Below are 24,196 nucleotides of genomic sequence, written 5' to 3' on the forward strand. Positions count from 1 at the left end.
AAAACTCCCAATAACGGGAGTTTTCCAAGTTAATAACGACGCATCGAATGCATTTGCGTTCTGTGGTGATGGGCCCGCATGCGATGGAAGTGTTCTCTTTCTCTAAAGGTATGATGACGCATGCGATCATGGCGATGTTCAAAAGCTAAAGAGCGATAACGTTCTGCTTGCCTCATGTGGTGATGCATTCGCTGTCTATGATGCTCAATCGGATCCATGACACTTCCCCCTTAACGGTTGGTACTTTATAGGATATGAGGACAGCTTCCTGCTTGCTTATGCATGAGTGGATATCGCAAAGAAGGAATGAAAAAGAGGCGTAAAGCCTTTAGCTTTCGCCCTGTTCTGAAAAAGGTTAATCCTCTACTCGATGTATACGGCTCTTTCAATCGCCTGCTCTTCATTCGGAGTGAGTGATTGAAAAATAAAGCGGGCATAATCGCCCAGAAGTGTGTGACGGATTGACCTTGACTCGCAAATAAACATTAATGGTAAAATACTTGTAGGAGGAGCAGCAGTAAGGGGGGAGAATATGAAGCGACCAATCATAGATATACCAAAGACAGGCAGCGAATGGTTATGGGATGTAGTTGGTTGTTTATTTTTCGTGGGATCACTTCTCTTTTTAGTCTTTGTCTGGAATCAGCTTCCTGACGAGGTGCCTGCCCATTACAATGCTTTGGGGGAAGTAGATCGCTGGGGCTCAAAATGGGAACTGCTTCTTTTACCTGGGATTGGCGTCTTTATCATTTTCCTCATGCAGGTACTCGAAAAACATCCGGAGCTCCATAACTATCCGGCACGCTTCACTGAATCGAATGCCGATCAGTTTTATTTGCACAGTCGAAAAATCGTGAACCAAATAAAAAATAGCTGCTTAATTATTTTTTCCGTAATCTTGTTGGAGTCGGTTTCCATTGCTCTAGGATGGGGAGGCGGCTTTGGGAAGTGGTTTCTGCCGATCACCATCATTGGGATGATCGTTCTGCTTGTGATAGGAATCGTGAAACAAAAGAAGATTCAATGAGAAGAATGAGCGAGAGGTCCTTCTAACGGGAAGGTCCTCTCCTTTGTTTTTTGCAACGAAAATCATGAGGACATATGTCCTTCCCTATCCACCTTGCGATCCTTTTTAATTAGGAACAGATCAGTGTGAGGTGAGAGGATGAAAGGAATTATTTTTGCTTTTTTGGGCGGTGTTTTCATTACCTTGCAAGGTGTAGCGAATTCAAGAATCAGTCAAGATATTGGTACTTGGCAAACCGCGACACTTACGCAGTTAACGGGCTTCCTCACGGCTTTTTTACTCCTGTTGATTTTTCGAGATGGAAAATGGCAGGCATACAGGCGAGTGAAACCGTTATATTTGACAGGTGGGGCATTCGCCGCGTTTATCATTTTTAGCAATGTTACGGCTATCCACCATATCGGGGTAACCATGACGATTTCAGCCCTCTTGATTGCGCAGCTTAGCCTGACTTTTCTCATTGACAGTAATGGGTGGTTCGGTGTTGATAAACAAAAGATGAGGCTACCGCATTTTATCGGGATCGGGATGATGATTCTGGGGGTACTGATACTGAGGGCCTGATGACGAGAGGGTGAAACAGAGGAATGAAGGAAATCGAAAATCGTGAGCTTTTGCAAGATTATCTCCATGCCCATCAGTTAGCGTCTGTTTTTCATGAGCCTTTTCTGCCGCATTTGTCCTTGTATCAATTTGATCAAGGGGAGCTCATTTGTGCTCAAGGCGAATCAGCCTGTCATCTGTACGTTTTGGTGCAGGGAAAAGTAAAGATTTTTACGACTTCCCCCGAAGGAAAAACCCTGATCCTTTCCTTTAAAAAACCGCTTGAAGTGATCGGAGATATTGAGTATGTAAGAGGAATTCCTTATCTAAATTCGGTGGAAGCGGCCTCGACTGTTCTGATGATCGGAATTCATTATCGCTGGTTGAAAAAATACGGAACAGACTACGCTCCACTCTTGCAATTTTTACTGCAAATCATTACGCATAAATTTTGTGTAAAGTCCAACTCATTAAGTATCAACCTTCTGTACCCAGTAGAAGTACGTTTTGCTCGTTATTTGTTGTCCGTTTCGATAGAAGAGTGGAATCCTGCCAACAAAGAACAGATCAGTACGAGCAATCTCTTGGATGCAGCGAATATGATCGGAACGAGCTACAGACATTTGAATCGGGTTATCCAGCAGTTCTGCAAGGAGGGACTGATTGAGCGTGCCAATGGATTCCTTCTGATCAAGGATCGGGAAGGTTTAGCTAAAATGGCGAGCGAGACTCCGAATGAATAATGAGACAGGAGTGTCAAAATCATGGTAGTCGGGCTATTCTTCGCGTTACTGGCTGGCTTGTTGGTCAGCCTCCAAAATATTTTCAACAGGAAAGTAAGTGAACAGGCAGGAACATGGTCTACGACGACACTTGTGCTTGGGATGGGATTTCTGTCTTCTTTGACGATGGGTCTCATTTTCGAAGGAACGCAGTTGTTTTCACTTCCATCTATGCAGCCGTGGTACTGGTTCAGTGGCATGATCGGCGTTGGGGTGGTCTTTTGTCTGGTGCAAGGGATGAGACTGCTTGGCCCAACGTATGCCATCTCCATCGTTCTCACTGCCCAGCTTGGCTTCGCTTTATGGTCGGATTCAATCGGCTGGTTAGGGCTGGTTCAAGTGCCGATTACTTTTACGCAATTGTTAGGGGTTCTGGTCATTGTCGGCGGTGTGATCGTATTTAAACTAGGCGGCGAATGGCAACAGAATCGCTCAATAAGTAAGATGTAATTTTTTTGTTGACTTAATTTTAAACGTCATGATAAAATAAAAAATTTTAAATTCAATATTTGTGCTATAATGGATATAGATTGCTTTGAAGGAGGTGGACGTATGTTTCAAGTTGGAGACAAGGTTTTTTATCCGATGCACGGGGCAGGCGTAATCGAGGCGATGGAGGAGAAAGAATTTCTGGGTGAAAAACACCTCTATTATGTGCTCAACATGCTGCTGAAAGAGTTAAACATCATGGTCCCGGTTGAAAAGATGTCCGCTCTTGGTATTCGAAAGGTGGTCGAAGCCGACATTCTGGAGAATGTTTTGGCCGCCATGCGAGAGGGGCAACGCGACACCACCTTGAATGCAGCGCAGCGCTACAAGCTTCATACAGAGAAAATGAAGAGTGGCGATATTTACGAGCAATCTGAGGTCATTCGTGATTTGGTTGGCATGAGTAAAGAAAAAGTATTGGGAACGAGTGACAAAGTGATGCTGGATAATGCGCAGCAGCTCCTCATTAGTGAGATTGAACTGGTAAAAGACGTAAATACAGATCAGGCAACAGAGATGCTCAAGCAAGCTGTATGCCCAGAAGAAATGTCTGAGATTGTGCCATAAATTTTGTTCATATGAGGTAAGCAAGGGGAGTGATTGTTACTACAATCGCCCCCTTTTTTGTATGTCCATTACAGCAACAAGCCAGAATCTAGAGAAAATTCTTGGCGACTGGCAAACTGGTGGTATCCAGCCCGTAAAAAGGCTTTAGCCATTGGCGTGTTTTTGACATCGGTATCTGCGCGGATGTATGTTTCTCCTGCTTGTACAAGAACGTCAGTGGTCTGCTTCAGCAATCGATCAATATAGCCGTGTCCTCTCTGCTCGGGGAGAACACCGATGTATCCAATTGTAGCAAAGGTGGGGCTGACCGTAGGCATCAAGAAACCAATGAGCTCATTTTTTTCTGTATAGGCGAGCTGCCACCATTCCGGTTCGTATTTCATTTGTTGCAAATCTTGGAACATTTCCTGTGCTTGGGCTAGAGGGCCTTTTTCCAAGCGCTCCTCTGTAATTTGTTGATCATGGGTGAATTGCGAGACGCGCATGATGGCATCCACAAATGCAGCCTCACCAACCTCAGGAAGACTGCGGTACACGATCAGATCATGCGTTCCTTCTGACGGTATAGCAGTTGCCTCAATCGGTGCATGCCATTCGAAGCGGTTTGTTTCCCGGCTAATTCGAAAACCGAGCGCTTCCAGAACATTTCTTCGCTCTTGGTGATCCGTTTGCCATTGGGGAGAGGAGGAAGGTGAATCCAGAATATAGCCGATTTTCTCCGAAAGATTCCCTGCCATGAGTGTGAAGACTTCGCGTAAGAAATGAGCTCCGAGCGAAGGACATTCTGTTTCTTTCCATGGAAGCTCCCACAATACCAAATCGGTTGCTTGTTTACTGCCAGGCAATGTCCAGAAGGCAAGACGACCAGCGATCTTATCCTGTACCTCCAGAATGAAGCACCAGTCCTGACGCATGGCTCCTTGTGTGAACATTTTGTCGAGGTAAAGAGCGATATCATCCCGAACGGACGCAGGGTGATCCGGGAAGGCAAGAAATGCAGGTAAATCTTCTGGGTGGATACGGCGAACAGTGATCATGCAAGTCATCTCTCCTTTGTAACTACCTAAATTAATTTCGTTAGTTACAAAAGAATTTTACCAAAATGTTCTGTGAATCGTCAATCGTGGTCTATGTAGGAAAAGAGGAAGGGTAGGGAGCAAACTGCCCGCTCCCTCGTTTGCTCCCGTGTTATTCAATCAATACGCCCCGCGACCTGCCTATGATGCGGATGGCGCGATTCCATAGCAAGAGGAGCTTTTTTCTCTGCAGGGGTCGTACATACAGATCAGGGCTTTTCAAATAGGAACGCATGGGGATGACACGAAAGCGTATACGCCCTTGACTTACATACCGTTGCGAAAACGTCGGGATGACTGAAATTTGCTCGAGTGAAATCTGATTCCTCTCATCCTTTTCGACAGTAAATCGCAGGATTGCTCCGCACAGAGATTGATCAAACGAGAGCATTTTCTCTGATGTGAAATTGCCCAAAGAATACGCGACTAGCGTTTGTCTCTTTGTTCCGTGAGCAGTCGTGATACTCGGGGTGACAACAGGCTGTAGAACATGTGGATGAGCCCCGAGGATGACATCAGCACCGTTGTCGAGGAGGCTTTGTACGAGCTGTCGCTGGCGAGTCGTCGGTGTATAGCGGAATTCAATCCCAAAGTGAAGGGAGATGATCACAACATCGACGAGAGGACGGACTTTTCTCAGGTCGGATAATATCGTGTCAAGATGGAGAAGTCGGACAATCCATGGCGTATGAGCGGGGATCACCTGCTTGTTTGTCCCGTAGGTGTAAGCAAGCATAGCGATGCGAATGCCGTTTACCTCCTTGATCAGGTAGGTATTTGCCTCCTCAGGGCTTCGATAGGTTCCGGTATGAGCAAGCTTGTATCGATCCAAAACATCAAGGGTTCGGCATAGTCCGGTTACTCCGCCATCCAGACAGTGGTTATTCACTGTAGTCAATACGTCAAAGCCAGATGATTTCAAGTCCCGAGCCAATTCATCTGGACAGTTGAAGCGAGGGTAACCGGTTCGTGCCGAACCGATTTGATAGGGCTGTGTTTTCCCGGAAAAGGTGGTTTCTAAATTGCCAATCGTGAGATCTGCCGCTGAGAGAATCGGTGTCACGGAATGAAACATATCCGTAAAAGAGAATTGATCTGTACCAGGCAGTCTGGCAGTTGCCACCTGCTCTTTCCACATTAGGATGTCGCCTACAGCGGCGATGGTGGCCTTCTTTTTCATGCGCTTCACCTCCCCTCCCACTCTATTCCAGAAGTCGTCCGTCTGATTTGGATAGTAGCGGAACGTTTTCATAGATAATGGTCTATACAGGCTGTCTATGCCGTTCATACAATAGGTAAGCTGATCGAGAGAAGAACGAGGCAAAGGGGTGATACCCGTGAAAAAGAAGAGAAGAGCTGCTGTACCGGTAAAGACACTGATTCTCGACAAGCCGGTTATCGCTGTGACGGGAAGTGCAGGAAAGACCACGACAAAGGAAATGATCTATACCATCTTGAATCTTCGCATGCCCACATATAAATCGATGCACAACAAGAACTTCCTGGGAAATACAAGAGCGCATACCAAAAGAATTCGGGACGAGCACAAGGCCGCAGTGCTTGAGTATGGTATTTATCGAAGTGGTCATTTGCGACAGCATTGCAAAATCATACAGCCGTCGATGGGAGTCATTACGAATATTGGCACGGCTCATATCGGAAATTTTGGCGGTGACGCTAGGCAGCTGGCATTAGCAAAAACGGAGTTAATTCGTCATATGAAACCCACAGGAACCATTTTTCTGAATAGGGACTGTCCCTATTCTCGCCAGTTTATTCAACAGCCTTATCTGGGTTCGTTCACGGGAAAAATCATTACATTTGGCAAGGAGCAGGAGGCGGACTATAAGGCGGGGCGAACGAAAATAGAGGGCAATGGGTTTCGATTCGAATGTTCTTTGCGTGGAGAAAAGGAGTCATTTTTTGTCCCTATTCCCGGCGAGCATAATTTATACAATGCATTGGCTGCTATCGCAGTCGCCCATACGATGGGGATTCCCGTCGATGATATTCGTCGCGGATTAAGTCAGTTTCGCGGACAGCGAAAACGCCTAACCAGCTATCGACTTGTGAATAACATTCAGGTGCTGGATGATACCTACAGCTCGAATCCAGATGCGGCAAAGGCAGCGATTGATGTGTTAAGCCAGGTAGGGCATACCACAAAGATTGCGGTGCTCGCCAGTATGCTGGAAATGGGCAAATACGACGTGAAAGGTCATGAGGATGTCGGGAAATATTTGAGTCAAAAAAATGTAGACTACTTATATACGCTGGGAAGAAGTGCTAGGAATATTGCCAGAGCAGCGATTCTCTCCGGTTTTCCGGCAAATCGGGTCAGGCATTGCTTGAGTAAGGCAGGATTGCATCGTTGTCTAGCAAAACAACTGAAGCCAAATACAGCCATCCTCGTAAAAGGATCGAATCGGTTGAAAATGGGAGAGACTGTACAATTTTTGTGCAGAGTAACAGCCAATCGGAGCAATCAGCAAGGATGAAAGAGTGAGGACGTCAGCGGGGGGCTGACAAGGGATTACTATACAGGCTATTGCGGAAAAAATAGGTGAATGACGGCGGGCAAACGCACATACCATCTGTGCGTTTGATGCATTTCCTATAGGGAGACTAGTAGGAGGTGACACGTCATGTCATATCAATTTCCCCCTGGCGGCCGCGAAGGTTCCTCAGATTTTCCCGGCTCGCCTGGTTCCCCCGGTTCACCAGGAGGTTTTCCCCCTCCGCCATCAGGCCCTCCACCGAGCAGGACGCCAAGTGCACCGGGAGCAAGAGGTTATGGGGGAACACGCCGGATTGATGCTGGCGGATTCTATCCCTGTTTATATCGTTACACATACGTTTGGCTGCGAAATGGTCGCTCTTTCTGGTTTTACCCCGTCCATGTCAGTCGTCACTCTGTAACTGGATACCGCTGGACAGGATATCGATGGGAGTATTACGGGACAGACTTGAATCGAATCGCTTATTTTACCTGCTAACTCCATTTACGAGCAAAAAGGCCAATCCCTAGGAGGATGGCCTTTTTATTTTGAAGTCCTTATTTTATGGTGAGGGAAAAATCCTTGTGATCATGAATATCTCCTTTTTCCACATGGACCTTCACTGTATAATCTCCGGCTGTCGGGAACTGTACGTTGCCTTCATACTGGCCAGCCGCAGTTTCCGTTGCATCGACGAAGCTGTGCTTCTCGTCATTTCCTAGCCAGAACTCGAATTTGACTGTCGCTTTGTCCAAAGCTTTGTTGTCCTTCATCAGATGAACAGTGAGAGCAGCAGGTGATGCTACTTGAATATTGTCGGCTGGGGAGAAATGATAATCAACTGTTTCACCATTCGCGTGACCTGCCGCCCCATGATCGTGTGCCTGACCTGCGTCAGCTTGGGGCGCAGATGGCGTCACTCCAGGCGTCTCACCAGCCTTGCTGTTTACGGTAAATGGGGTCTTCTGCATATTGTGGAAATCACGTGCCGTTACATGGTAGTAGACAAAATAAGAACCTGGCTCGCTAATGGTTTGTTGGGCCGTGTAGACACCGTCTCCTTGCAGCGAAGCTGGGATCGTTTCATGCTTTTCTTGCCCATCTTTCCACCATTCGAACTTCACTTCCTTGGCATCATCCACGGGTTGGCCATCTTGTGTAACTGTAACGGAGAAGGTAACGGTGTCACCCGCTACTAGCTCCTTTGGTTCCAATGTAAAGGCAGCCTCGACGGGAGATCCGGGTAGCAAGGCTTGTTGCTCGTTCTCTTTTCCACAAGCGGCTAAAAGGAGCATGAGCATGGATAAGAGCAGAATCGTTGTACGTTTCATGTTGGTTTACCCTTCCTTCTTCAATTTCAACAGTTCCTGATAAATTTGTTCGGGATCGAAATCGTCACCCATGCCGAATTTTTGAATAACGGCATTGTTATCATCCACGAGATACGTACTCGATGTATGAGAGATGAATCCATCATCCATCTTATTGGCAAAAAAGCCAAGCGAATTTGTAACCGTTTTGATCGTTTCGTCATCACCCCGAAGCAGGGTCCAGCCTTGGTCTTGAATCCCCAACTGCTTGGCATAGTAGCGCATGACCTCAGGGGTGTCGTTTTGCGGATCAATCGTGATGGTCAAAAATTCAACGTCTTGCCCCATCAAGTTTGCTTCGAGCAAGCGCTTTTGCAGCTGAACCATTTTTACCGTTGTCGTGGGACAAATATCCGGGCAACGGGTATAAATCAACTCCACCAAGCGAAACGTTTTCTTTTGCGGTGCTAGCGAATAGGATTGTCCATCGATGGTTTGCAGAGTCACATCAGGTAATTTCGCCTGGGCGTTTTTGGGCCCAAACCAAACCCAAGAAGCGACAAGAGCAACAAGGACAAGGACGGGTAACAACAAGAGCAACCGTCGGATTCGGATAGCGGTAGCAGGGGCGATATTCACGTGTGGGTGGCGCCTCCTTTCTGATTCTTTTTGGCTATGGCGTCATGAGGCCGTCCTCTTCCTGATTCTTTTCTTTTCGATACCAGGTAGAGAAGATGTAAGCCAGGACGACTCCGTACGTCAGCTCCTGCATGAGCTTCATCACAATTCCGCCCAGCCGTTGATCCTCCAGAGGGAGCAGTGGAACGGCAAACATCGATTTGTCGATCGGCGTGGAAAAGAATGGCGCGCAGAGCATGGAAGGACCGTCTACATATGTCGCATACAACGGTGTGGCTGAAAAAATAATCAGTGCACATGCAGGCGTAATCAAAACACCGTTAGCAAAGATGTAGGCAAGCTTTTGCAGTTCCGACAGGCGGTGAATTTCCGGTATCGGTGCGACAACAGGCATCCACATCAATATCGCAGTCACCAGCAGCAGTAAATGAATCAAATTATGTAGGGCTAGGTTGTTCATTGCCAAGTCTAAAATAACAGGCATATGGTAAAACGAGAACAGGGCATTGAACATGAGAATAGCAGGGATCGGGTGACTCGCTATTCGCATGAAAAGCTTGAGCCCTCGGCGATAGAACAGGCCGCGGATCAACCATGACGGGGTCCCTGCCAAGAGCAGCAAGGGCATTACGAGATAGAGTAACGATTGCTGCAGCATGTGGGCGCTAAATAAAAAATGCCCAGCTACGTTCAAAGGACTCCCCATACTAAAGTAAAAACCAAGTAAACCGAGAGTGAAAAAAGTCTGTTGCTTTCGTGTAACAGGTGTGGAATCTTGAAAAGTTTGGCGTAGTGGTCCGGTCAGTGAGAAATAAGCCAGACCGATCAAAAAGGTCAGAAGAATCAGCTCTGGATTCCATGTAGCCCGAAAGCCAAAGGTTTCAGTGAAATAAGTGAGGGTCATGCGATTACCTCCGTTTTCAAGGATTATCCCCAGTACTCATTATAGGCAAATAACTGGAAAAGCCTAATGACTCGTTCGGGCTATTTCTTCCAAGGGAACAGAAATCTTCACATATTTGTCACGTATGTCCAATATGAAAAGAGCCTCCCGCAAAGAATCGAGGGAGGCTACCAAATGTTAGGATTTTTTCTGTTCTTCCAACCATGTTTTCCATTCGCTTGCTTCGCGACCACCGACGAGTCGAGCTACTTCCTTGCCGCCTTTGTAATGAACGAGGGTCGGGGTGAATTCGATGTTGTATTCACCATAGCTGGCGTTAAACTCTAGCAAATTGAGCTTTTTCATATCGATGTCCAAGCTTTTCACGATCGGTACAAGGACGGGGGTAGTTGCTTTACAATGCTCACAAACCGGGCTGTAAAAGTAAACAAACGCGTCCTCCTGATTATTGAGCTTACCTTTGAGCTCATTAGGCATAATGAGATTATCGTACAGCGGGTCACTCAATTGTTCGAGAGTAGCGGGGTGCAAATTGGCTTTACCGTAAGGGTTTCCTTCCGCAAGCTGACGGTTCGAAATGTCAGCATACACGATCGCACCGATCAGGAGCGCAGCCACAAGGATGGATAGAAAGATGACTTTCTTCATGAATCATTTCTCCTTTGCATTTTTCATAACGATGATAAGCAGGATGCTGATCAAGGTGAAGGCAATGAGAGCAAGGAACGGAATAGTGATAAAGCCTAGCCAGTTAATATAGTCCGTGTTGCATGGCACAATGCCGCAAGCGCTACCCAGATCTTGCAGGGCAGGTATTTTTTGAATCGAGTAATGATACAGCGATGTGAGTCCTCCTATGATGGAGAGAATCAAGGCGTACGAAGCGATCTTGTCATCTTTCTTCGCGGAGGCCACCCCGAGTAAGATGACGAGCGGGTACATCAAGATTCGCTGGTACCAGCACAGGTCACATGGTATGTACTTTAATACCTCTGAAAAAAACAAACTACCTCCTGTTGCGATCAGGGACACACCCCAAGCGGCAAACATGGCTTGTTCCACGATTTGCTGACGTTTCATATAAACACCTCGTCCATATCTTAACATATTACAAATCGAAAGTAGATTATAAAAAGTAATAATTTGTTGAACGAATGGGCTTGTCTCTCGAATCATACTGGATGCACTACCCGATGCGCTTGCAGCAGGTAGGAGCACCAGTGCGAAAGCTCCCAGTTTTCCCTAGCACGATCAGTAGACCCGTACTTGTGGAGAGGATTGCCTATCCCGAATCGGTACGAAAATGGATTGAAGAGAAGGCCATTCGATGAGCATGACGCCTCGCCAATATCCTGCGCCACCATCAATGCCGACCATATTGTCTCTGCGCCAAGGACCGCTGCCTGAGTATTGAGGTAATCCTGGAACAGGGGTATGGCCAAAGATGATAGGGAGTTCTCCATCATAATAAAGGTAAAAAGGCTCGCGAATCCATAGTAAATCTTGTGGGTTTTGTTCCTGCAAGGGGATGCCGGGTCGAATGCCTGCGTGTACCAAAAGTGCGGCTGGAGTTCCGGTTCGCGGATCGGCTGGCAGTTCTATATACAAAGGAAGAGACGACAAGGCTGGCAAAATTGTTGGATAGTGAGAAAGAATAAATTGCCGCGCTTCTTCTTGTTCCTGCAAAGAAGGCATCCGGTTAAGAAAAGCTCGCCGCAGCGGGTGATTCCCTAAGAAAGAACGCATGGTGGCATCGCCGCCATTGTAGCGCAGGTATAGCTCCGGATTGCCGTTTCCGGACAGCCAATCCTCGAGCATTTGCTCGTGGTTCCCTTTTATGAGATAGATTTGATTCGGATACGCCTGCCGAAGAGCGAGTAGATCGAGCAATACTTCCTTTGATTCAGGTCCTCGATCGACCATGTCCCCCAATACGTACAGACGATCACCAGCTTGGGGAGAGAAGGAAACGTCCCGCAGCGCCTTTTGAAAAGCTTGATTCTGACCATGTATGTCCGAGACCAAATAAGTAGCCAAACAAGATCACCCTCCTCGAGTACCCGTTATGCCTTTTAGTAGGATATGTTTGTGTAAAGGGGAGGGTGAAAGGTGTGTCTCTTTCTCGATGGAATAGATGGGTGCACATATTTTGTGAAAGAGAATAAAGATACAAAAATGAGTCAAATACCCATACGGTGGGAGGATCAAACGACAGATGGCTACTTCCTATCGCGACTATACATCGCCAAATACTCAGTTCACGTACGATATGAGAAATAATCTGTTTTTTAAAAAGGACGATCGGAATTTCATCGATTCCCTGGGAATCGCACAGTTAAATACATTAGGTAACAGTTCGTTGCTGGATATTTTCCTGACAACCGGAAATGTTGTCGAGCCACACATCCATCAAAATGCATCGGAGCTGGTGTACTGCATCGCTGGTGAGGCCATTGTGTCCCTAATCAATCCTTTTACCAATCAATTGCTCAATTACAATATTAAACCGAGACAAGTTGCCAATATCCCGCAGGGCTGGTGGCACTATGAAATGGCCTTGACTGACGATACGCACTTACTGGCTATTTTTGATGCGCCAACTCCTGAGGTGATCTTTGGCTCCGATATTTTGCGGTTGACTCCAGCAAGTGTGTGGGCACATACGTATTGTTTAGATGAAGCAAAGGTAAAAGAAACATTTGCGCCTCTTACCAAAACAGTCGTGATTGGCCCGCCAGTAGGATGTCAGCAGCAGGGGCAGTTGCCAGATAGAGCTGCCTCAAGCCAGTACCCGTACTATGGCTACTCGAGCCAGTTGCCAGACAGTTACGGTTATTACGATGCCAACTATGTGCAGCAGGGTGGGTATGGACAGCACCCAGTCTATCAACAATCGACCGGGTATCCACAATATGGCACGAATCCCTACCATACCGGATATACGCCACAACCCGTTTATCCATCCTATTGAATGGTAAGACAGATAGTGCCTTGATGGGCAGGTCTCCCAAATTCGGCATTCTTCTATTACAATCAGGAGAAGAACATTTTCAAAGATGAAGGGGAGAACCATGATGGATCATCTGGCACACTGGTTGCGGACATCTTCCTTTACCGTTGTATTCACCGGAGCAGGCATGTCGACAGAGAGTGGCTTGCCTGATTTTCGTTCACAGTCTGGGCTGTGGCGCGGCAAAGATCCGATGCAACTCGCGAGTACACGCGCAATGATGGAGAATCGGGAAGCGTTTGTGGAATTTTATCAGATGCGCATTCAAGGTCTACTGTCTTGCAAGCCACACACCGGACACGAGTGCTTAGCTGAATGGGAGCGGCGTGGATTGGTTCATGGAGTCATTACACAAAATGTGGATGGCTTTCATCAAGAGGCGGGAAACTTGGCTGTAGCCGAACTCCATGGCTCCCTTGCGAAAATCCGCTGTCTTGCCTGCGGGACCGAGTATGCCAATACACGTTATCTGGAGGATCAAGGGACGATTTGCGCATGCGGAGGATTTTTGCGTCCGGGTGTTGTCCTGTTTGGCGAATCTTTGCCGCAATCACAAGTCGATCAGGCCATCTCGTGGACGGAACAAGCCGATTTGTTCATCGTATTAGGTTCTTCGCTTACGGTGAGTCCTGCCAATTGGTTTCCGCAGCATGCAAAAGAAAGAGGAGCCAAACTGGTCATTGTCAATCAGGAACCAACCCCATTGGATGCGTGGGCAGATGAGGTTATCCAAAATGAACGGATTGGCAGCGTGCTGCAAAGAGTAGGACAGTCGTTAGGAGAGTAAAAGCAGGCGTGCTCGATGAAAAGAGTACGCTTCTTCTGTTTGGGCCCGTTGACATGCCTGATTGCTGGTGACGCTTCCTATTTTATTTTTATATTTGTGTCATTATTACTTCATATTCAATATTTTACCATTAATGAGATGGTATTCCAATATTTGTACAATCCATTTGAATCACCCTAGAGCTTGCGCGAAAAACATGATACCATCGAGTGTAAGATTCATATGGCTTCTCGATACGCAAATAGAAAAGTACAGGTGACGTTCATGCAAATATTATCAGTAGAAAACCTCTCCAAAGGCTATGGAGAAAAAGTATTGTTTGATAACATTTCCTTTCATATTGCCGAGCAAGAGCGCATTGGTCTGATCGGTGTAAATGGTACGGGAAAATCCTCGCTCTTGAAAATCGTGGCGGGCTTGGATACAGCGGATAGCGGGAAGATTATTCATGCGAATCATTTCCATGTGGAGTATTTGCCGCAAAATCCCGATTTCGACGAAAACTCCTCCGTACTGGAACAAGTATTTTACGGCGATTCTCTACTCATTCAGCTTTTGCGTGATTATGAAACAGCGCTTGAGGCTGTTCAAGAATCGCCTGACGACGAAAAAAAGCAGGCGCGATTGTTTGCTGTTCAAAACAGGATGGATGCGGCTGATGCGTGGGAGAGCAATACACAAGCCAAAATGATCCTGACCAAGCTTGGCCTGCACAATTTCTCGCAAAAGGTAGGAGAGCTCTCTGGTGGACAAAAAAAGCGGGTAGCAATGGCACGAGCTTTGATCCAACCAGCAGACCTGCTCATTTTGGATGAGCCTACGAACCATATTGACAATGAGACAGTCGAGTGGCTGGAAGAGTATTTGTCACGCTACAAGGGTGCTTTGCTGCTCGTCACCCATGATCGCTACTTCTTGGATCGCGTGACGAACCGCACGTTTGAACTGGATCGCGGCAAGCTGTACAGCTATGAAGGCAACTACGCGATGTTCTTGGAGAAAAAGGCAGAGCGTGAAGAAAATGAAGCGGCCGTAGAAAGCAAGCGGCAAAATCTGCTTCGCCGCGAGCTGGCATGGCTGCGTCGTGGAGCAAAAGCGCGAACGACCAAACAAAAGGCGCGTGTGCAACGGGCTGAGGAGTTACGAGATAAAGCCGTAGATGGACCTGCCGCCAAGATGGAAATGGCACTCGGGGCCAGTCGTCTCGGCAAAAAGGTGATCGAGCTTACCAATATCAATAAAGCGTACGGTGAGCGAAAACTGATCAACGATTTCAGCTATATTGTCCTGCCGGGTGATCGTGTGGGAATTATCGGGCCAAACGGAAGTGGAAAAACGACACTTTTGAACATGCTCGCAGGAAGAATTCAACCGGATAGTGGTTCATTGGAAATCGGGACGACCGTTAAAATCGCCTACTACACGCAGGATAGCGTCGAGATGGACGAAAAGCTGCGCGTCATCGAATATGTAAAGGAAGCAGCAGAGGTCATTCAGACGAGCAATGGCGAGTCGATCACGGCTTCGCAAATGCTGGAGCGATTCCTGTTTTCGCCGCATATGCAATGGACACCGATTTCCCGCCTGTCTGGTGGAGAACGTCGTCGTCTCTACCTGCTCCGTACACTGATGGGAGAGCCGAATGTGCTGTTTTTAGATGAGCCTACGAATGATTTAGATATTCAAACGCTCAGTATTTTGGAGGACTATCTCGAGCAATTCCCAGGCGCAGTCATTACGGTATCGCATGACCGCTATTTCCTCGATCGTACAGTTGACCATTTGTTTGCCTTTGAAGGGCAAGGAAACATTCGTCAGTACTACGGCAACTATTCCGAGTACCTGGAAGACAGACGTCAGGAAAAAGCAACACAGGTGCAAGAAGCGGATCAGCAGGCAGAAAAGGCGCAAAGCAACAGCGGGGCTAATCGCGGCAACAACCGCACGCGCAAGCTGTCCTACAAGGACCAGAAGGAATGGGATGCGATTGAAGGAAAGATCGCGGCTTTGGAAGAGCGCAGCGTCAAGCTAAAACAAGAGATTGCAGCGTCTGGCAGCGATTACGGCAAAATCGAAAAGCTCTATGCTGAAGAACAGCAAGTGGCGGCAGAGCTGGAAGCAACCATTGAGCGTTGGGCGGAATTATCTGCATTGGTAGAGGAATTGGAGCAAGGGAAATAATTAGTGGCGTAGCCAGTAATTGAGGGCTGGGAATGCGACGCTTCCACCTGTAGACTAGAGTAGATTACTAGAGTAGAGGAGTCGCTGTCGTTGCCTGCCTATAAGTTAGACCCGGAATGGGTGATGTCTTACCTAGAGCTACAAGAACAACAGCTCTCTTCCGAAGTGCATCCAGAGGATAAAGAAGTGATCATGAACAAGATCAGGGAAATGACGTTATCGATCATGTACAAGCAAGCAAGAAGATATCTTGTATTCTTGGAAGCGGATGAAACGGAAGCAGAAAGAACGAAAAAGACTCATCTTATGTAAAGAAGACCCGCCCTTGGTTTAAGAGAGGCGGGTCTTTGCATGTTTATTTATTGCTGTCTGATTCGAACGGGCGTACCAATGGGCACGATTTTTGCCAGAGCATTCACGTCCTCATTGTACATGCGAATACAGCCGTGAGATACATACTTGCCGATTGAGGAAGGATCGTTCGTGCCGTGAATGCCGTAGTGTGGCTTACTTAGTCCCATCCAGATGGTTCCGAATACACTCAGAGGACCTCCCGGATAGGAATTCGGATAGGGGACTTTGCTGATGATGGTAAAATCCCCTCGTGGCGTCGATGTGGCAATTTTGCCCAAGGCAACAGGATAAGAACGGATGAGTCGGTTCCCATCGAACAGATCGAGACGTAGCTTTGCAATCGAGATACGGATGTTGTAGGACGTCAGCTTCTTCACCTCCCCCACAAACGATACGAAATGCCGCTCTTACTATGTTATGAAAACCGACGATACCGGTCCCTTTCCTCTCATGATTAATGTAGTTTGAAATCTAACGAAAACGTATCCGGATAGCGAAGGCCGTCACGATAGAACAAGGTTCGCACCCAGACGTACATCCGTAAAGGAATGGAAGGAAAGACGATGGCCAGCTTACCTTCTTCCAAGACAGGCAAATCGAGCGGGGATTGAATTTCATAAGGGACTCCTTCTTGATCAAGCAACGTTTTGTAATGTTGGGCCTCGCTCCAGCTAACAGGATAATAAAATGATTTTTCCATCCAATTCCAACACCTTTCCAGGTTTCACTGCTTTCCATTGTATGTAAAACATTTGAGATAAAAAAAGAAACAAACGCCACAGACATTGAAAAATAGGCAGTCCAATTGTGGTTTCAAAAGTGTCGTCTGGGCAAAAAACGTCATGATTTTCCCAGGAAATGCGTGTAAAGTGGAAGTAGCAGAAACTGGAGGGACATGGGAATGAAGCAGACGCACTTGCACTTTAACATGCAAATAGGCAGAAAAAAGCCAGTGAGTGTAAACAACACAGAAACGGCCTGTCCTTTTTGTGATCGAAACAGTCTCACAGACGTTTTGGAGCAGCGGGGCTCCATGATTTGGCTCATGAACAAATTCCCTGTTCTGGAGGAGACACATCAGACTGTTTTGATTGAGACGGATGAATGCCAAGGGGATTGGTCTGTCTATTCCAAAGAGCATGTACGAGCATTGCTGGCATTCGGGGTAGAGAAGTGGCTGGAAATGGAGCAAAGTAACTCTTATCGTTCTGTTCTGTTTTTCAAAAACCACGGCTCGTATTCTGGGGGGAGCATCCGTCATCCGCACATGCAGATCGTCGGATTAAATGACTATAACTATCTGGATCAGGTAAAAGACAGTGATTTTAATGGCATGACTATCGATCAAGAGGCAGGGATTGAATGCAATCTGTCTACGCATCCCCGTGCAGGTTTTTTTGAATACAACGTCATTCTATCGGACTTTGATCGATTGCCGAAAATGGCAGACTACTTACAAATTTTAGCACATTGGATACTGACTCATGTCAATCCGCGCAACCAAAGCTATAATTTTTTCTTCTACCATTGGGGAGAAAAGCTGATCGCCAAAGTGGTTCCCCGGTTTGTTACCTCGCCTCTTTACGTAGGCTATTCTATTCCGCAGGTCGCCAATAATTTGGAAGATATGGTCGCTGAATTGCAACGCCGATACTTCTAATCATAGAAAGGGTGCTTACGCTATGACGTATACGATCACGGCAAGAAAAACACTCACCTCAGAGGAACTGGCACAAATTAAAGAATTGGTTGGGATTTGCAATGAGCAGGATGGGATTGATCTCAAAGTAAACCCGAGTATGCTGGAAAAGCGTTCGGGAGAGCATGAAGAAGATTTTGTATGTTATGCAGATGGAAAGCTGGTTGGCTTTCTGGGGCTCTACGTGTTTCATGGCGGTGAGGCAGAAGTGAGCGGCATGGTCCACCCAGCCTACAGAAGAAAAGGCATATTCACAGCGTTGCAAGCACAAGCCGCAGATGCATGCAGACGAAGAGGCATTCCGGCGCAGTTGTTTATCGTTCAGCGAGATTCAGAAAATGGTAAGTCATATATGGTGCGAATCGGTGGGGAATATCAATTCTCGGAATATTGGATGGATTTGGGAGAGAAGCAAAGAGCAACGGTTTCTGGAAAGGTGCTGCTTCGACCGGAGATCGCCAGTGACTACGAAACGTTGATTTGGCTGAACGTCCATGGTTTTCAAATGGAGGAAGAACGCGCGAGGGAAATGGCCGAAAACATGGCGGGTGATCCCAAGGCCACCACACATTTGATGATTGTCGATGATAAGGCCATTGGCAAAATAAGCGTGAACAAGGATGAGGGCAAGGCGTTTATTTATGGATTTTGTGTCCACCCGGATTACCAAGGGAAAGGATATGGACGCCAGGCATTGGCACAAACGATCGAGATGCTGGGGAAAGAAGGATACCAGAACGTATCACTGGAGGTAGCCTGTGAAAACAGCAATGCTTTGGGACTGTATGAATCATGCGGCTTTTTCGTAAAGTCGGCCAATGATTACTACAAGCTGGCGTTGTAGTGGGCAAACTGCTTTTCCCTATCTCTCGGGTTGGAAAACGTATCAGGATACATGCTACGATAGAAGAGAAAGCAAGTGTGCTGTAAAAAGGAGTGACTCAATATGAAATTGTTGTCCATCGAACCGACGCCGAGTCCAAACGTCATGAAGCTGAATGTAGACGAGCGTTTGCCGGATGGGGTCCAACATGTCTATACAAAGAAAGATGCGAGTAAAGCACCAGAACTCATGAACAAGCTCTTGGAGATCGAAGGGGTTACCTCCATTTTTCATACGGCAGATTTTCTCGCGCTGGAGCGAAAATCTAATGCAGACTGGCAGCGTATTTTGACAGTCGCGCGCGAGGTTTTGCAAGCAGGTGGAGGAGCGGCTGTTTCTGACATGTCTGCGGAGGAAGCGGGGGCATTTGGAGAGGCGCAAGTGTACGTTCAAATGTTCCGCGGTGTACCGATGCAGGTCAAGGTGACCATGGGAACAGAACAGATTCGTGCAGCCCTGCCAGAGCGTTTTGGACAGGCAGCCGTGCGTGCAGGCTCTGCTTCGCCCAACCTTATTATGGAGCGAAAATGGGTCGAGCATGGCGTGCGTTACGGCGATTTGCGTGAGATTGGTGAAGAGGTCGCATTGGAAGTCGATGCCTCCTATCCGGAGAGTCGTGTAGAAGAAATCGTGGAACAGGCCATGGCGCTTGGTCCCGGGGAAACCCCAGAGCCAGTCGTGCGTGAAAAGAAAGTCGTTACGCTGGAGATGCTCGATGATCCGGATTGGCAAAAAAGATATGAAGTGCTGGATCGAATGGAGCCTACCGAAGAGGATTTGCCTGTTTTGGAAAAAGCGCTTCGTGATGGCAAACCGTCGATTCGCAGGCTGGCGGTTGTATATCTGGGCATGATCGGCGGCGATGATGTTTTCCCGCTGTTGTTTGAAGCGCTCCGCGATGATTCCGTCTCTGTACGACGCACAGCGGGCGATACCTTGTCTGACTTAGGCGACACGCGCGCGATTCTACCGATGTGTGAAGCGTTGAAGGATAAAAACAAGCTGGTACGCTGGCGCGCTGCTCGCTACTTGTTTGAGGTGGGGGATGAAACCGCCTTGGACGCTTTGCGTGCTGCACAGAATGATCCCGAGTTCGAGGTCAGCTTGCAAGTCCAAATGGCCGTGCAGCGCATTGAAAGCGGCGAGGCGGCTAGCGGTACCGTTTGGCAGCAAATGACTCGCCGAAACGATTAATTCGCTGCTTGCAATGACGCAAGAGCCCTCTATCAAGCAGATAACTGCTATAGAGGGCTTTTTTTTCGTGTCTTCATTGGCTGGATATACGGCGAATAGCGGGGCATACTGCTTCAAGAAGAGCGGTAAACAAGTTGGTTCATTAGGTAAATATTGGTATAAGTCAGTATAAAAATAGACACAGTCCAATAATAGTTGACTTCCACCTTATCCATCCCTTAGACTAGGATAGGGTTTAGCTTATGTATTCAACATCGCTAGTGCGTAGGGGAGATTGTGTATGACAACCAATCACTATGACGTTGTTATTGTAGGTGGGGGACTTGCTGGTCTTTCCAGTGCCGCCTACCTGTCGTCGAAAGGCAAAAAAGTTGCAGTTTTGGAACGCGGTCAATTGGGTGGACGTGCCGTTACACTGAAGATCAAAGGATTTAACTTCAACTTCGGTGCCCACGCCATTTATGCTCGCGACAGCTCCGTTTTGAGAACGTTTGAAAAAGAATTGGGTCTGAACATCGATTGGCAGGATTTCAATCCGACGAAAGCCAAGTACGATATTGGTAGCGATCTGACTGCAGTTCCGGCGAATGTACAAGGACTTTTCCAAACGAAGCTCTTAAAAGGCATGGACAAAGTATTGTTCACGTTTGAGATTTTGAAAACGATGCTAAAAATGGAGAAAGGCCATCCACATATGTCGATTCAAAAGTGGATGGAGAAAAAGCAAGTCAACGAAGAAGTGCGAGAAATGATGTTGACGCTTGCATCTTCTAACTTCTTCACACGTGAGCCTGAAAAGATTCCTTCTGATGTATTCTTTGCGTACTACAGTCGTTTGTTTACAACGAATAAACCGGTAGCGTATATCGGTGGTGGTTGGCAAGCGTTGATCAATGAATTCGTACGTATCATTGAAGCAAATCAAGGTACGATTCTGATCAAAACCAAAGTAGAGAAGTTCCAAGTAGAGAATGATCGTGTGGTTGGAGTGGTGACACCGGAGGGCGAATTTACGGCGGATGAATTTATTTGCTGTATTCCGCCGAAGGAGATGGCGAAGGTCTTTGCGGAGACGCGCCTGGAGCATGCGGTTGCACAGCATGCTGAATACGAGCCAACGGTTGTTATGGTGTATGACATTGGCTTGAAAGAGCGAATTGACGTACCGTACTCTTACATCTACGAAAAAGCAAACAATATTTTCATTACCGATATTTCGTATTATGACCGTACTTGTGTACCTGAAGGCGGACAGCTGCTGCAGGCGACTGCTTACATGCGTCAGGATGAAGTAGGGAACAAGGAAGCGGCCGAAATCCGCAAACAAGAGATTGAAAACCTGTATGACAAGCATTTCCCAGGCTGGCGTGAGCAACTGGTTGTGCCGCGTGTTTCTGCTCGTGCAGTCGTACAGGAGATCAAGTGGACCATGAATCAGAAGCCAATGCCGATCTTCATGCCGGATTACCGCAACCTGTTCTTCGCGGGTGACTGGTGTGAAGGACAAGGTCAGCTGTCTGAGCTGTCTTTCTCTAGCGCGATGAACGTTGCCAAGCTGATTTTGGAAAAAGAATAAGTCGATGACGAGCGGGTGTTCCTTGAAGAAAGGAATGCCTGCTTGTTTTTTCTCATGCAAAGTTACATAGAAAAAAGCCCGCCAATGGAGATGGCAGGCCACATGGATTATGCTTTCTGACTATATACGTGATAAACGAGATTGCCGATTTGCGCCATGACGTCGGCAGCATCCTTTTGCTCGAGTCCCTTGTTTAAAATGGACAAGGTGACAGCATGAGAACCGATGTAGAGGATGCCGACATCATGCGTGATTTTGGTCACAGAGCCAGTCTTGTTGGCGAATTCCCATTTCGGAATCATCCCGATCACATCACCGTCTGGGTCAGGCAAAAGGAAGGGGATGCGGTCACGGTGCTGCTGAGTCTTCAAGATGGCGACCATTTTCAAACAGCTGTCGTAGGAGATCACTTTTCCTGTTGCCAAGTATCGGAGGTGGCTTCCCATGTCTTTTGCCGTCACCTCATTGTATCCTTCTAATTCGGCTGGGATGACCATGAGCTTATTGTAGAAGTGACTGTTTGTCATTTCTGTTTTCTGCATCGCGTTGCGAATGCTCTCTGTTCCGACGAGATCAATCATTATGTTCGTCGCTGTATTGTCGCTTTGGATGATCATCAGGGTAACCAGATCGCGAATCGTAAATTCAGTGCCGGGAGTCATATGCTGAAGAACACCTGCACCGCCAACGAGATCCTCTGCACGCAGCTTGATTTTGTCCTCTAAGGCAAACTTGCCTGCGTACGCCTCTGCAAAAACAGCTGTCATGATCGGGACTTTGATCACACTGGCTGCATAAAAGCGTTGAACTTCGTTGATGGATAAGGTTTCACCGGTTTGCAAATCTTCGAAAAAGATTCCCCATTCCCCTCCAGCGTCCTTAATCAGGCTGGATATTTGGGCAAAAAGACTGGATAACATGTAGACCCATCTCCTTTTGTTTCGATGTAGACAAAATTTTCTCAAGATAATATTATTTAGTCATGCTCCTAACAATCAAGAAGAATTATTCCTAAGATGGGGGTTTTGCTGTTGCAAAAGTGGAAGAAACTATCATTTTGTGCTGTTCTGTTAACCAGTTTAGCGTTCGCTGGTTGTGGAACACCGCAAGCAAGCACCACGGGGGAGACGACAGGTGCAAAGCAGGAGCAGAGTAGCGCCCCTCAAACAATGCAGGTCAACCTGAATTCCGGTGAGCCAAGCACGATCGACCCTGGACTGGCAGAAGATATCCCTTCGATGTCTGTTGCCCGTGCAGCATTTGATGGCCTCCTGCGCTTGAATGAAAAAGGCGAGCTGAAAGAGGCGGTCGCAGAGAAGTACGAGGTTTCCGCTGATGGTCTCACGTACACCTTCCATCTGCGGGAGTCCAAATGGACCAATGGAGATCCGGTTACCGCTCATGACTTCGAGTACGCATGGAAACGGGTTCTTGACCCGAAAACCGCATCCGGTTACGCGTACCAGATGTACTATTTGAAAAATGGGCAAGCCTTTAACGCCAACAAGGCAAAAGCCGAAGATGTCGGCGTGAAGGCAACCGACGACAAGACATTGGTTGTTACACTGGAAAACCCTGCACCGTTTTTCCCGGAACTGGTTGCATCTGTCACCTATTTCCCGGTTAACAAAAAAGCGGTTGAGGGCAACAAAGAGTGGGCTTCTAAGCCAGAGACGTACATGACAAACGGGCCATTCACCTTGAAAAATTGGGAGCACAAATCAAAGATCGAATTCGAGAAGAGCGATTCTTACTGGGATAAGGACGCTGTCAAATTGTCCACGCTGACCTTGAACATGATCGAGGATGCCAATACGGAGCTGTCGATGTTTGAAAAAGGTGACCTGGATTGGGCAGGCTCACCATTGGGCGATTTGCCACTGGATGCGCTGGATGCTCTGAAAGAATCCGGAAAGATGCAAGCTCAAGCGACAGCAGGTACGTACTGGTACATTTTCAATACGACGCAAAAGCCGTTTGATAACAAAAAGATTCGTCAGGCGTTTGCTACGGCAGTCAATCGTCAGGAAATCTCCGATAATGTCGTACCATACAAGAGCACGCCAGCGACGGGGATTCTCCCGCCAACCATGGCACTTACACCAGAGGGCTACATCAAAGACGGCAATGTAGAGACCGCGAAGAAGCTCTTGGCAGAAGGCATGCAAGAAGCGGGGATCAAAGAGTTGCCACCGATCACGATTGCATACAATACGTCAGAGGTCAATTCACGTATTGCGACAGTCATTCAGGATCAATGGCGCAAAGCATTTGGCATCGAAGTCAAACTGATTAACAAAGAGAACAAGGTTCACCGCGAGGACATGAAGCAAGGAAACTTCACAATCGGTCGTGGTAGCTGGATTGGCGATTTCAACGATCCGATTAACTTCCTGGAAGTCTTCAAGGGTGGACTGAATACATCCAAATGGGAAAACAAGGAATTCCTCGATTTGCTCGCGCAATCTGCCAAAGAAGGGGACGTAGCGAAGCGTAAGGAAATCCTCAAGAAAGCTGAACAAATCGTTATGGATGAAATGCCTGCGTTGCCAATCTACTATTTCACCTATGCGTGGGTGAAGCAGGATAGCGTAAAAGATGTGGTGGTAGATGCACTCGGGTTCATCGACTTCAAGTACGCTTCCAATCAAAAGTAATCATGAGTCTATGAAGGAGT

At 47.3% G+C, this 24,196-nt stretch carries 28 protein-coding genes; 16 read left to right on the forward strand and 12 right to left on the reverse strand.

All coding sequences use genetic code 11. The features are described 5' to 3' along the window. Positions 1–29 precede the first annotated feature (29 nt). Positions 30–218 carry a hypothetical protein gene (locus HPY28_RS10800; RefSeq protein WP_017247634.1) on the reverse strand — a complete coding sequence of 63 codons (189 nt, stop codon included), beginning with the start codon at positions 216–218 and terminating at the stop codon, positions 30–32. Between the two features lie 314 nt (positions 219–532). Here HPY28_RS10800 and HPY28_RS10805 point away from each other — a divergent pair, with 314 nt between their 5' ends. The 5 genes from HPY28_RS10805 to HPY28_RS10825 all read left to right on the forward strand — a co-directional run bounded on the left by HPY28_RS10805 (position 533) and on the right by HPY28_RS10825 (position 3,408). After that, on the forward strand, positions 533–1,027 hold the full coding sequence (locus HPY28_RS10805) for a DUF1648 domain-containing protein (protein WP_017247635.1): 495 nt from the start codon (positions 533–535) through the stop codon (positions 1,025–1,027). A gap of 138 nt (positions 1,028–1,165) precedes the next feature. Continuing rightward, positions 1,166–1,591, forward strand: coding sequence for a DMT family transporter (locus HPY28_RS10810; RefSeq protein WP_017247636.1), 426 nt, complete (start codon positions 1,166–1,168; stop codon positions 1,589–1,591). Between the two features lie 23 nt (positions 1,592–1,614). Further along, a complete protein-coding gene (locus HPY28_RS10815; RefSeq protein ID WP_017247637.1) occupies positions 1,615–2,313 on the forward strand; it encodes a Crp/Fnr family transcriptional regulator in 699 nt (232 codons plus the stop codon). A gap of 21 nt (positions 2,314–2,334) precedes the next feature. Further along, on the forward strand, positions 2,335–2,802 hold the full coding sequence (locus HPY28_RS10820; RefSeq protein WP_017247638.1) for a DMT family transporter: 468 nt from the start codon (positions 2,335–2,337) through the stop codon (positions 2,800–2,802). A gap of 102 nt (positions 2,803–2,904) precedes the next feature. Beyond that, positions 2,905–3,408 (forward strand): CarD family transcriptional regulator, encoded by a 504-nt coding sequence (locus HPY28_RS10825; RefSeq protein ID WP_017247639.1) that lies wholly within the window; start codon positions 2,905–2,907, stop codon positions 3,406–3,408. 68 nt (positions 3,409–3,476) lie between these two features. Here the strand turns inward: HPY28_RS10825 and HPY28_RS10830 are convergent, their stop codons facing one another. Together HPY28_RS10830 and HPY28_RS10835 are read right to left on the reverse strand one after the other, a co-directional pair. After that, entirely contained in the window at positions 3,477–4,445 is a 969-nt protein-coding gene (locus tag HPY28_RS10830) for a GNAT family N-acetyltransferase (protein ID WP_174230552.1), read from the reverse strand. Between the two features lie 151 nt (positions 4,446–4,596). Then, the gene (locus HPY28_RS10835) at positions 4,597–5,664 is read right to left on the reverse strand and encodes a CapA family protein (protein ID WP_026042978.1); all 1,068 of its coding nucleotides are present in this window, start codon (positions 5,662–5,664) and stop codon (positions 4,597–4,599) included. Positions 5,665–5,815: 151 nt separating this feature from the next. On the opposite strand from HPY28_RS10835, the gene HPY28_RS10840 reads away from it, so the two are divergent. Both HPY28_RS10840 and HPY28_RS30710 read left to right on the forward strand, forming a co-directional pair. Beyond that, a complete protein-coding gene (locus HPY28_RS10840; RefSeq protein WP_174230599.1) occupies positions 5,816–6,982 on the forward strand; it encodes a UDP-N-acetylmuramoyl-tripeptide--D-alanyl-D-alanine ligase in 1,167 nt (388 codons plus the stop codon). A 295-nt stretch (positions 6,983–7,277) separates the two neighbouring features. Continuing rightward, on the forward strand, positions 7,278–7,403 hold the full coding sequence (locus tag HPY28_RS30710) for a hypothetical protein (protein ID WP_256437597.1): 126 nt from the start codon (positions 7,278–7,280) through the stop codon (positions 7,401–7,403). Positions 7,404–7,539: 136 nt separating this feature from the next. Here HPY28_RS30710 and HPY28_RS10845 read toward each other — a convergent pair whose 3' ends face one another. From HPY28_RS10845 to HPY28_RS10870, 6 genes are all read right to left on the reverse strand, one after another. Beyond that, complete coding sequence (locus tag HPY28_RS10845; RefSeq protein WP_173622487.1) at positions 7,540–8,313, reverse strand: FixH family protein; 774 nt, start codon at positions 8,311–8,313, stop codon at positions 7,540–7,542. A 6-nt stretch (positions 8,314–8,319) separates the two neighbouring features. Further along, positions 8,320–8,931, reverse strand: coding sequence for an SCO family protein (locus HPY28_RS10850; RefSeq protein ID WP_173622488.1), 612 nt, complete (start codon positions 8,929–8,931; stop codon positions 8,320–8,322). A gap of 34 nt (positions 8,932–8,965) precedes the next feature. Then, positions 8,966–9,835, reverse strand: coding sequence for a cytochrome c oxidase assembly factor CtaG (gene ctaG, locus HPY28_RS10855; protein WP_106836770.1), 870 nt, complete (start codon positions 9,833–9,835; stop codon positions 8,966–8,968). Positions 9,836–10,012: 177 nt separating this feature from the next. After that, positions 10,013–10,483 carry a thioredoxin family protein gene (locus HPY28_RS10860; RefSeq protein ID WP_017247647.1) on the reverse strand — a complete coding sequence of 157 codons (471 nt, stop codon included), beginning with the start codon at positions 10,481–10,483 and terminating at the stop codon, positions 10,013–10,015. Between the two features lie 3 nt (positions 10,484–10,486). After that, the gene (locus tag HPY28_RS10865; protein WP_017247648.1) at positions 10,487–10,915 is read right to left on the reverse strand and encodes a disulfide oxidoreductase; all 429 of its coding nucleotides are present in this window, start codon (positions 10,913–10,915) and stop codon (positions 10,487–10,489) included. 171 nt (positions 10,916–11,086) lie between these two features. After that, complete coding sequence (locus HPY28_RS10870) at positions 11,087–11,872, reverse strand: metallophosphoesterase family protein (protein ID WP_017247649.1); 786 nt, start codon at positions 11,870–11,872, stop codon at positions 11,087–11,089. A gap of 178 nt (positions 11,873–12,050) precedes the next feature. Between HPY28_RS10870 and HPY28_RS10875 the strand changes: the two genes are divergently transcribed. The 4 genes from HPY28_RS10875 (at position 12,051) to HPY28_RS10890 (ending at position 16,125) form a co-directional block, all read left to right on the forward strand. After that, on the forward strand, positions 12,051–12,806 hold the full coding sequence (locus HPY28_RS10875; protein WP_173622490.1) for a cupin domain-containing protein: 756 nt from the start codon (positions 12,051–12,053) through the stop codon (positions 12,804–12,806). 103 nt (positions 12,807–12,909) lie between these two features. After that, positions 12,910–13,632: an NAD-dependent deacylase gene (locus HPY28_RS10880; protein WP_174230600.1), complete on the forward strand. Its 723-nt coding sequence runs from the start codon at positions 12,910–12,912 to the stop codon at positions 13,630–13,632. Between the two features lie 264 nt (positions 13,633–13,896). Further along, positions 13,897–15,813, forward strand: coding sequence for an ABC transporter ATP-binding protein (locus tag HPY28_RS10885; RefSeq protein ID WP_173622492.1), 1,917 nt, complete (start codon positions 13,897–13,899; stop codon positions 15,811–15,813). A gap of 90 nt (positions 15,814–15,903) precedes the next feature. Then, positions 15,904–16,125, forward strand: a complete 222-nt coding sequence (locus HPY28_RS10890; protein WP_017247653.1) for a hypothetical protein — start codon at positions 15,904–15,906, stop codon at positions 16,123–16,125. 47 nt (positions 16,126–16,172) lie between these two features. Here HPY28_RS10890 and HPY28_RS10895 read toward each other — a convergent pair whose 3' ends face one another. Both HPY28_RS10895 and HPY28_RS10900 read right to left on the reverse strand, forming a co-directional pair. Then, positions 16,173–16,544, reverse strand: coding sequence for a L,D-transpeptidase (locus tag HPY28_RS10895; RefSeq protein ID WP_017247654.1), 372 nt, complete (start codon positions 16,542–16,544; stop codon positions 16,173–16,175). A gap of 77 nt (positions 16,545–16,621) precedes the next feature. Continuing rightward, on the reverse strand, positions 16,622–16,867 hold the full coding sequence (locus HPY28_RS10900) for a hypothetical protein (RefSeq protein ID WP_007727802.1): 246 nt from the start codon (positions 16,865–16,867) through the stop codon (positions 16,622–16,624). A 201-nt stretch (positions 16,868–17,068) separates the two neighbouring features. Here HPY28_RS10900 and HPY28_RS10905 point away from each other — a divergent pair, with 201 nt between their 5' ends. The 4 genes from HPY28_RS10905 to HPY28_RS10920 all read left to right on the forward strand — a co-directional run bounded on the left by HPY28_RS10905 (position 17,069) and on the right by HPY28_RS10920 (position 21,519). Then, a complete protein-coding gene (locus HPY28_RS10905; RefSeq protein WP_174230553.1) occupies positions 17,069–17,827 on the forward strand; it encodes a DUF4931 domain-containing protein in 759 nt (252 codons plus the stop codon). A gap of 22 nt (positions 17,828–17,849) precedes the next feature. After that, positions 17,850–18,710, forward strand: a complete 861-nt coding sequence (locus tag HPY28_RS10910; protein WP_174230554.1) for a GNAT family N-acetyltransferase — start codon at positions 17,850–17,852, stop codon at positions 18,708–18,710. Positions 18,711–18,812: 102 nt separating this feature from the next. Next, positions 18,813–19,943: a virulence factor gene (locus HPY28_RS10915; RefSeq protein WP_174230555.1), complete on the forward strand. Its 1,131-nt coding sequence runs from the start codon at positions 18,813–18,815 to the stop codon at positions 19,941–19,943. Positions 19,944–20,223: 280 nt separating this feature from the next. Next, the gene (locus HPY28_RS10920; RefSeq protein ID WP_017247658.1) at positions 20,224–21,519 is read left to right on the forward strand and encodes a phytoene desaturase family protein; all 1,296 of its coding nucleotides are present in this window, start codon (positions 20,224–20,226) and stop codon (positions 21,517–21,519) included. Between the two features lie 107 nt (positions 21,520–21,626). On the opposite strand, the gene HPY28_RS10925 is transcribed toward HPY28_RS10920, so the two are convergent. Then, on the reverse strand, positions 21,627–22,439 hold the full coding sequence (locus tag HPY28_RS10925; protein WP_173622494.1) for a serine hydrolase: 813 nt from the start codon (positions 22,437–22,439) through the stop codon (positions 21,627–21,629). 111 nt (positions 22,440–22,550) lie between these two features. On the opposite strand from HPY28_RS10925, the gene HPY28_RS10930 reads away from it, so the two are divergent. After that, positions 22,551–24,176, forward strand: a complete 1,626-nt coding sequence (locus tag HPY28_RS10930; protein ID WP_174230556.1) for a peptide ABC transporter substrate-binding protein — start codon at positions 22,551–22,553, stop codon at positions 24,174–24,176. Positions 24,177–24,196 lie beyond the last annotated feature (20 nt).

Origin of the sequence: Brevibacillus sp. HB1.2, assembly GCF_013332495.1 — a bacterium.
Classification (GTDB): domain Bacteria; phylum Bacillota; class Bacilli; order Brevibacillales; family Brevibacillaceae; genus Brevibacillus; species Brevibacillus porteri.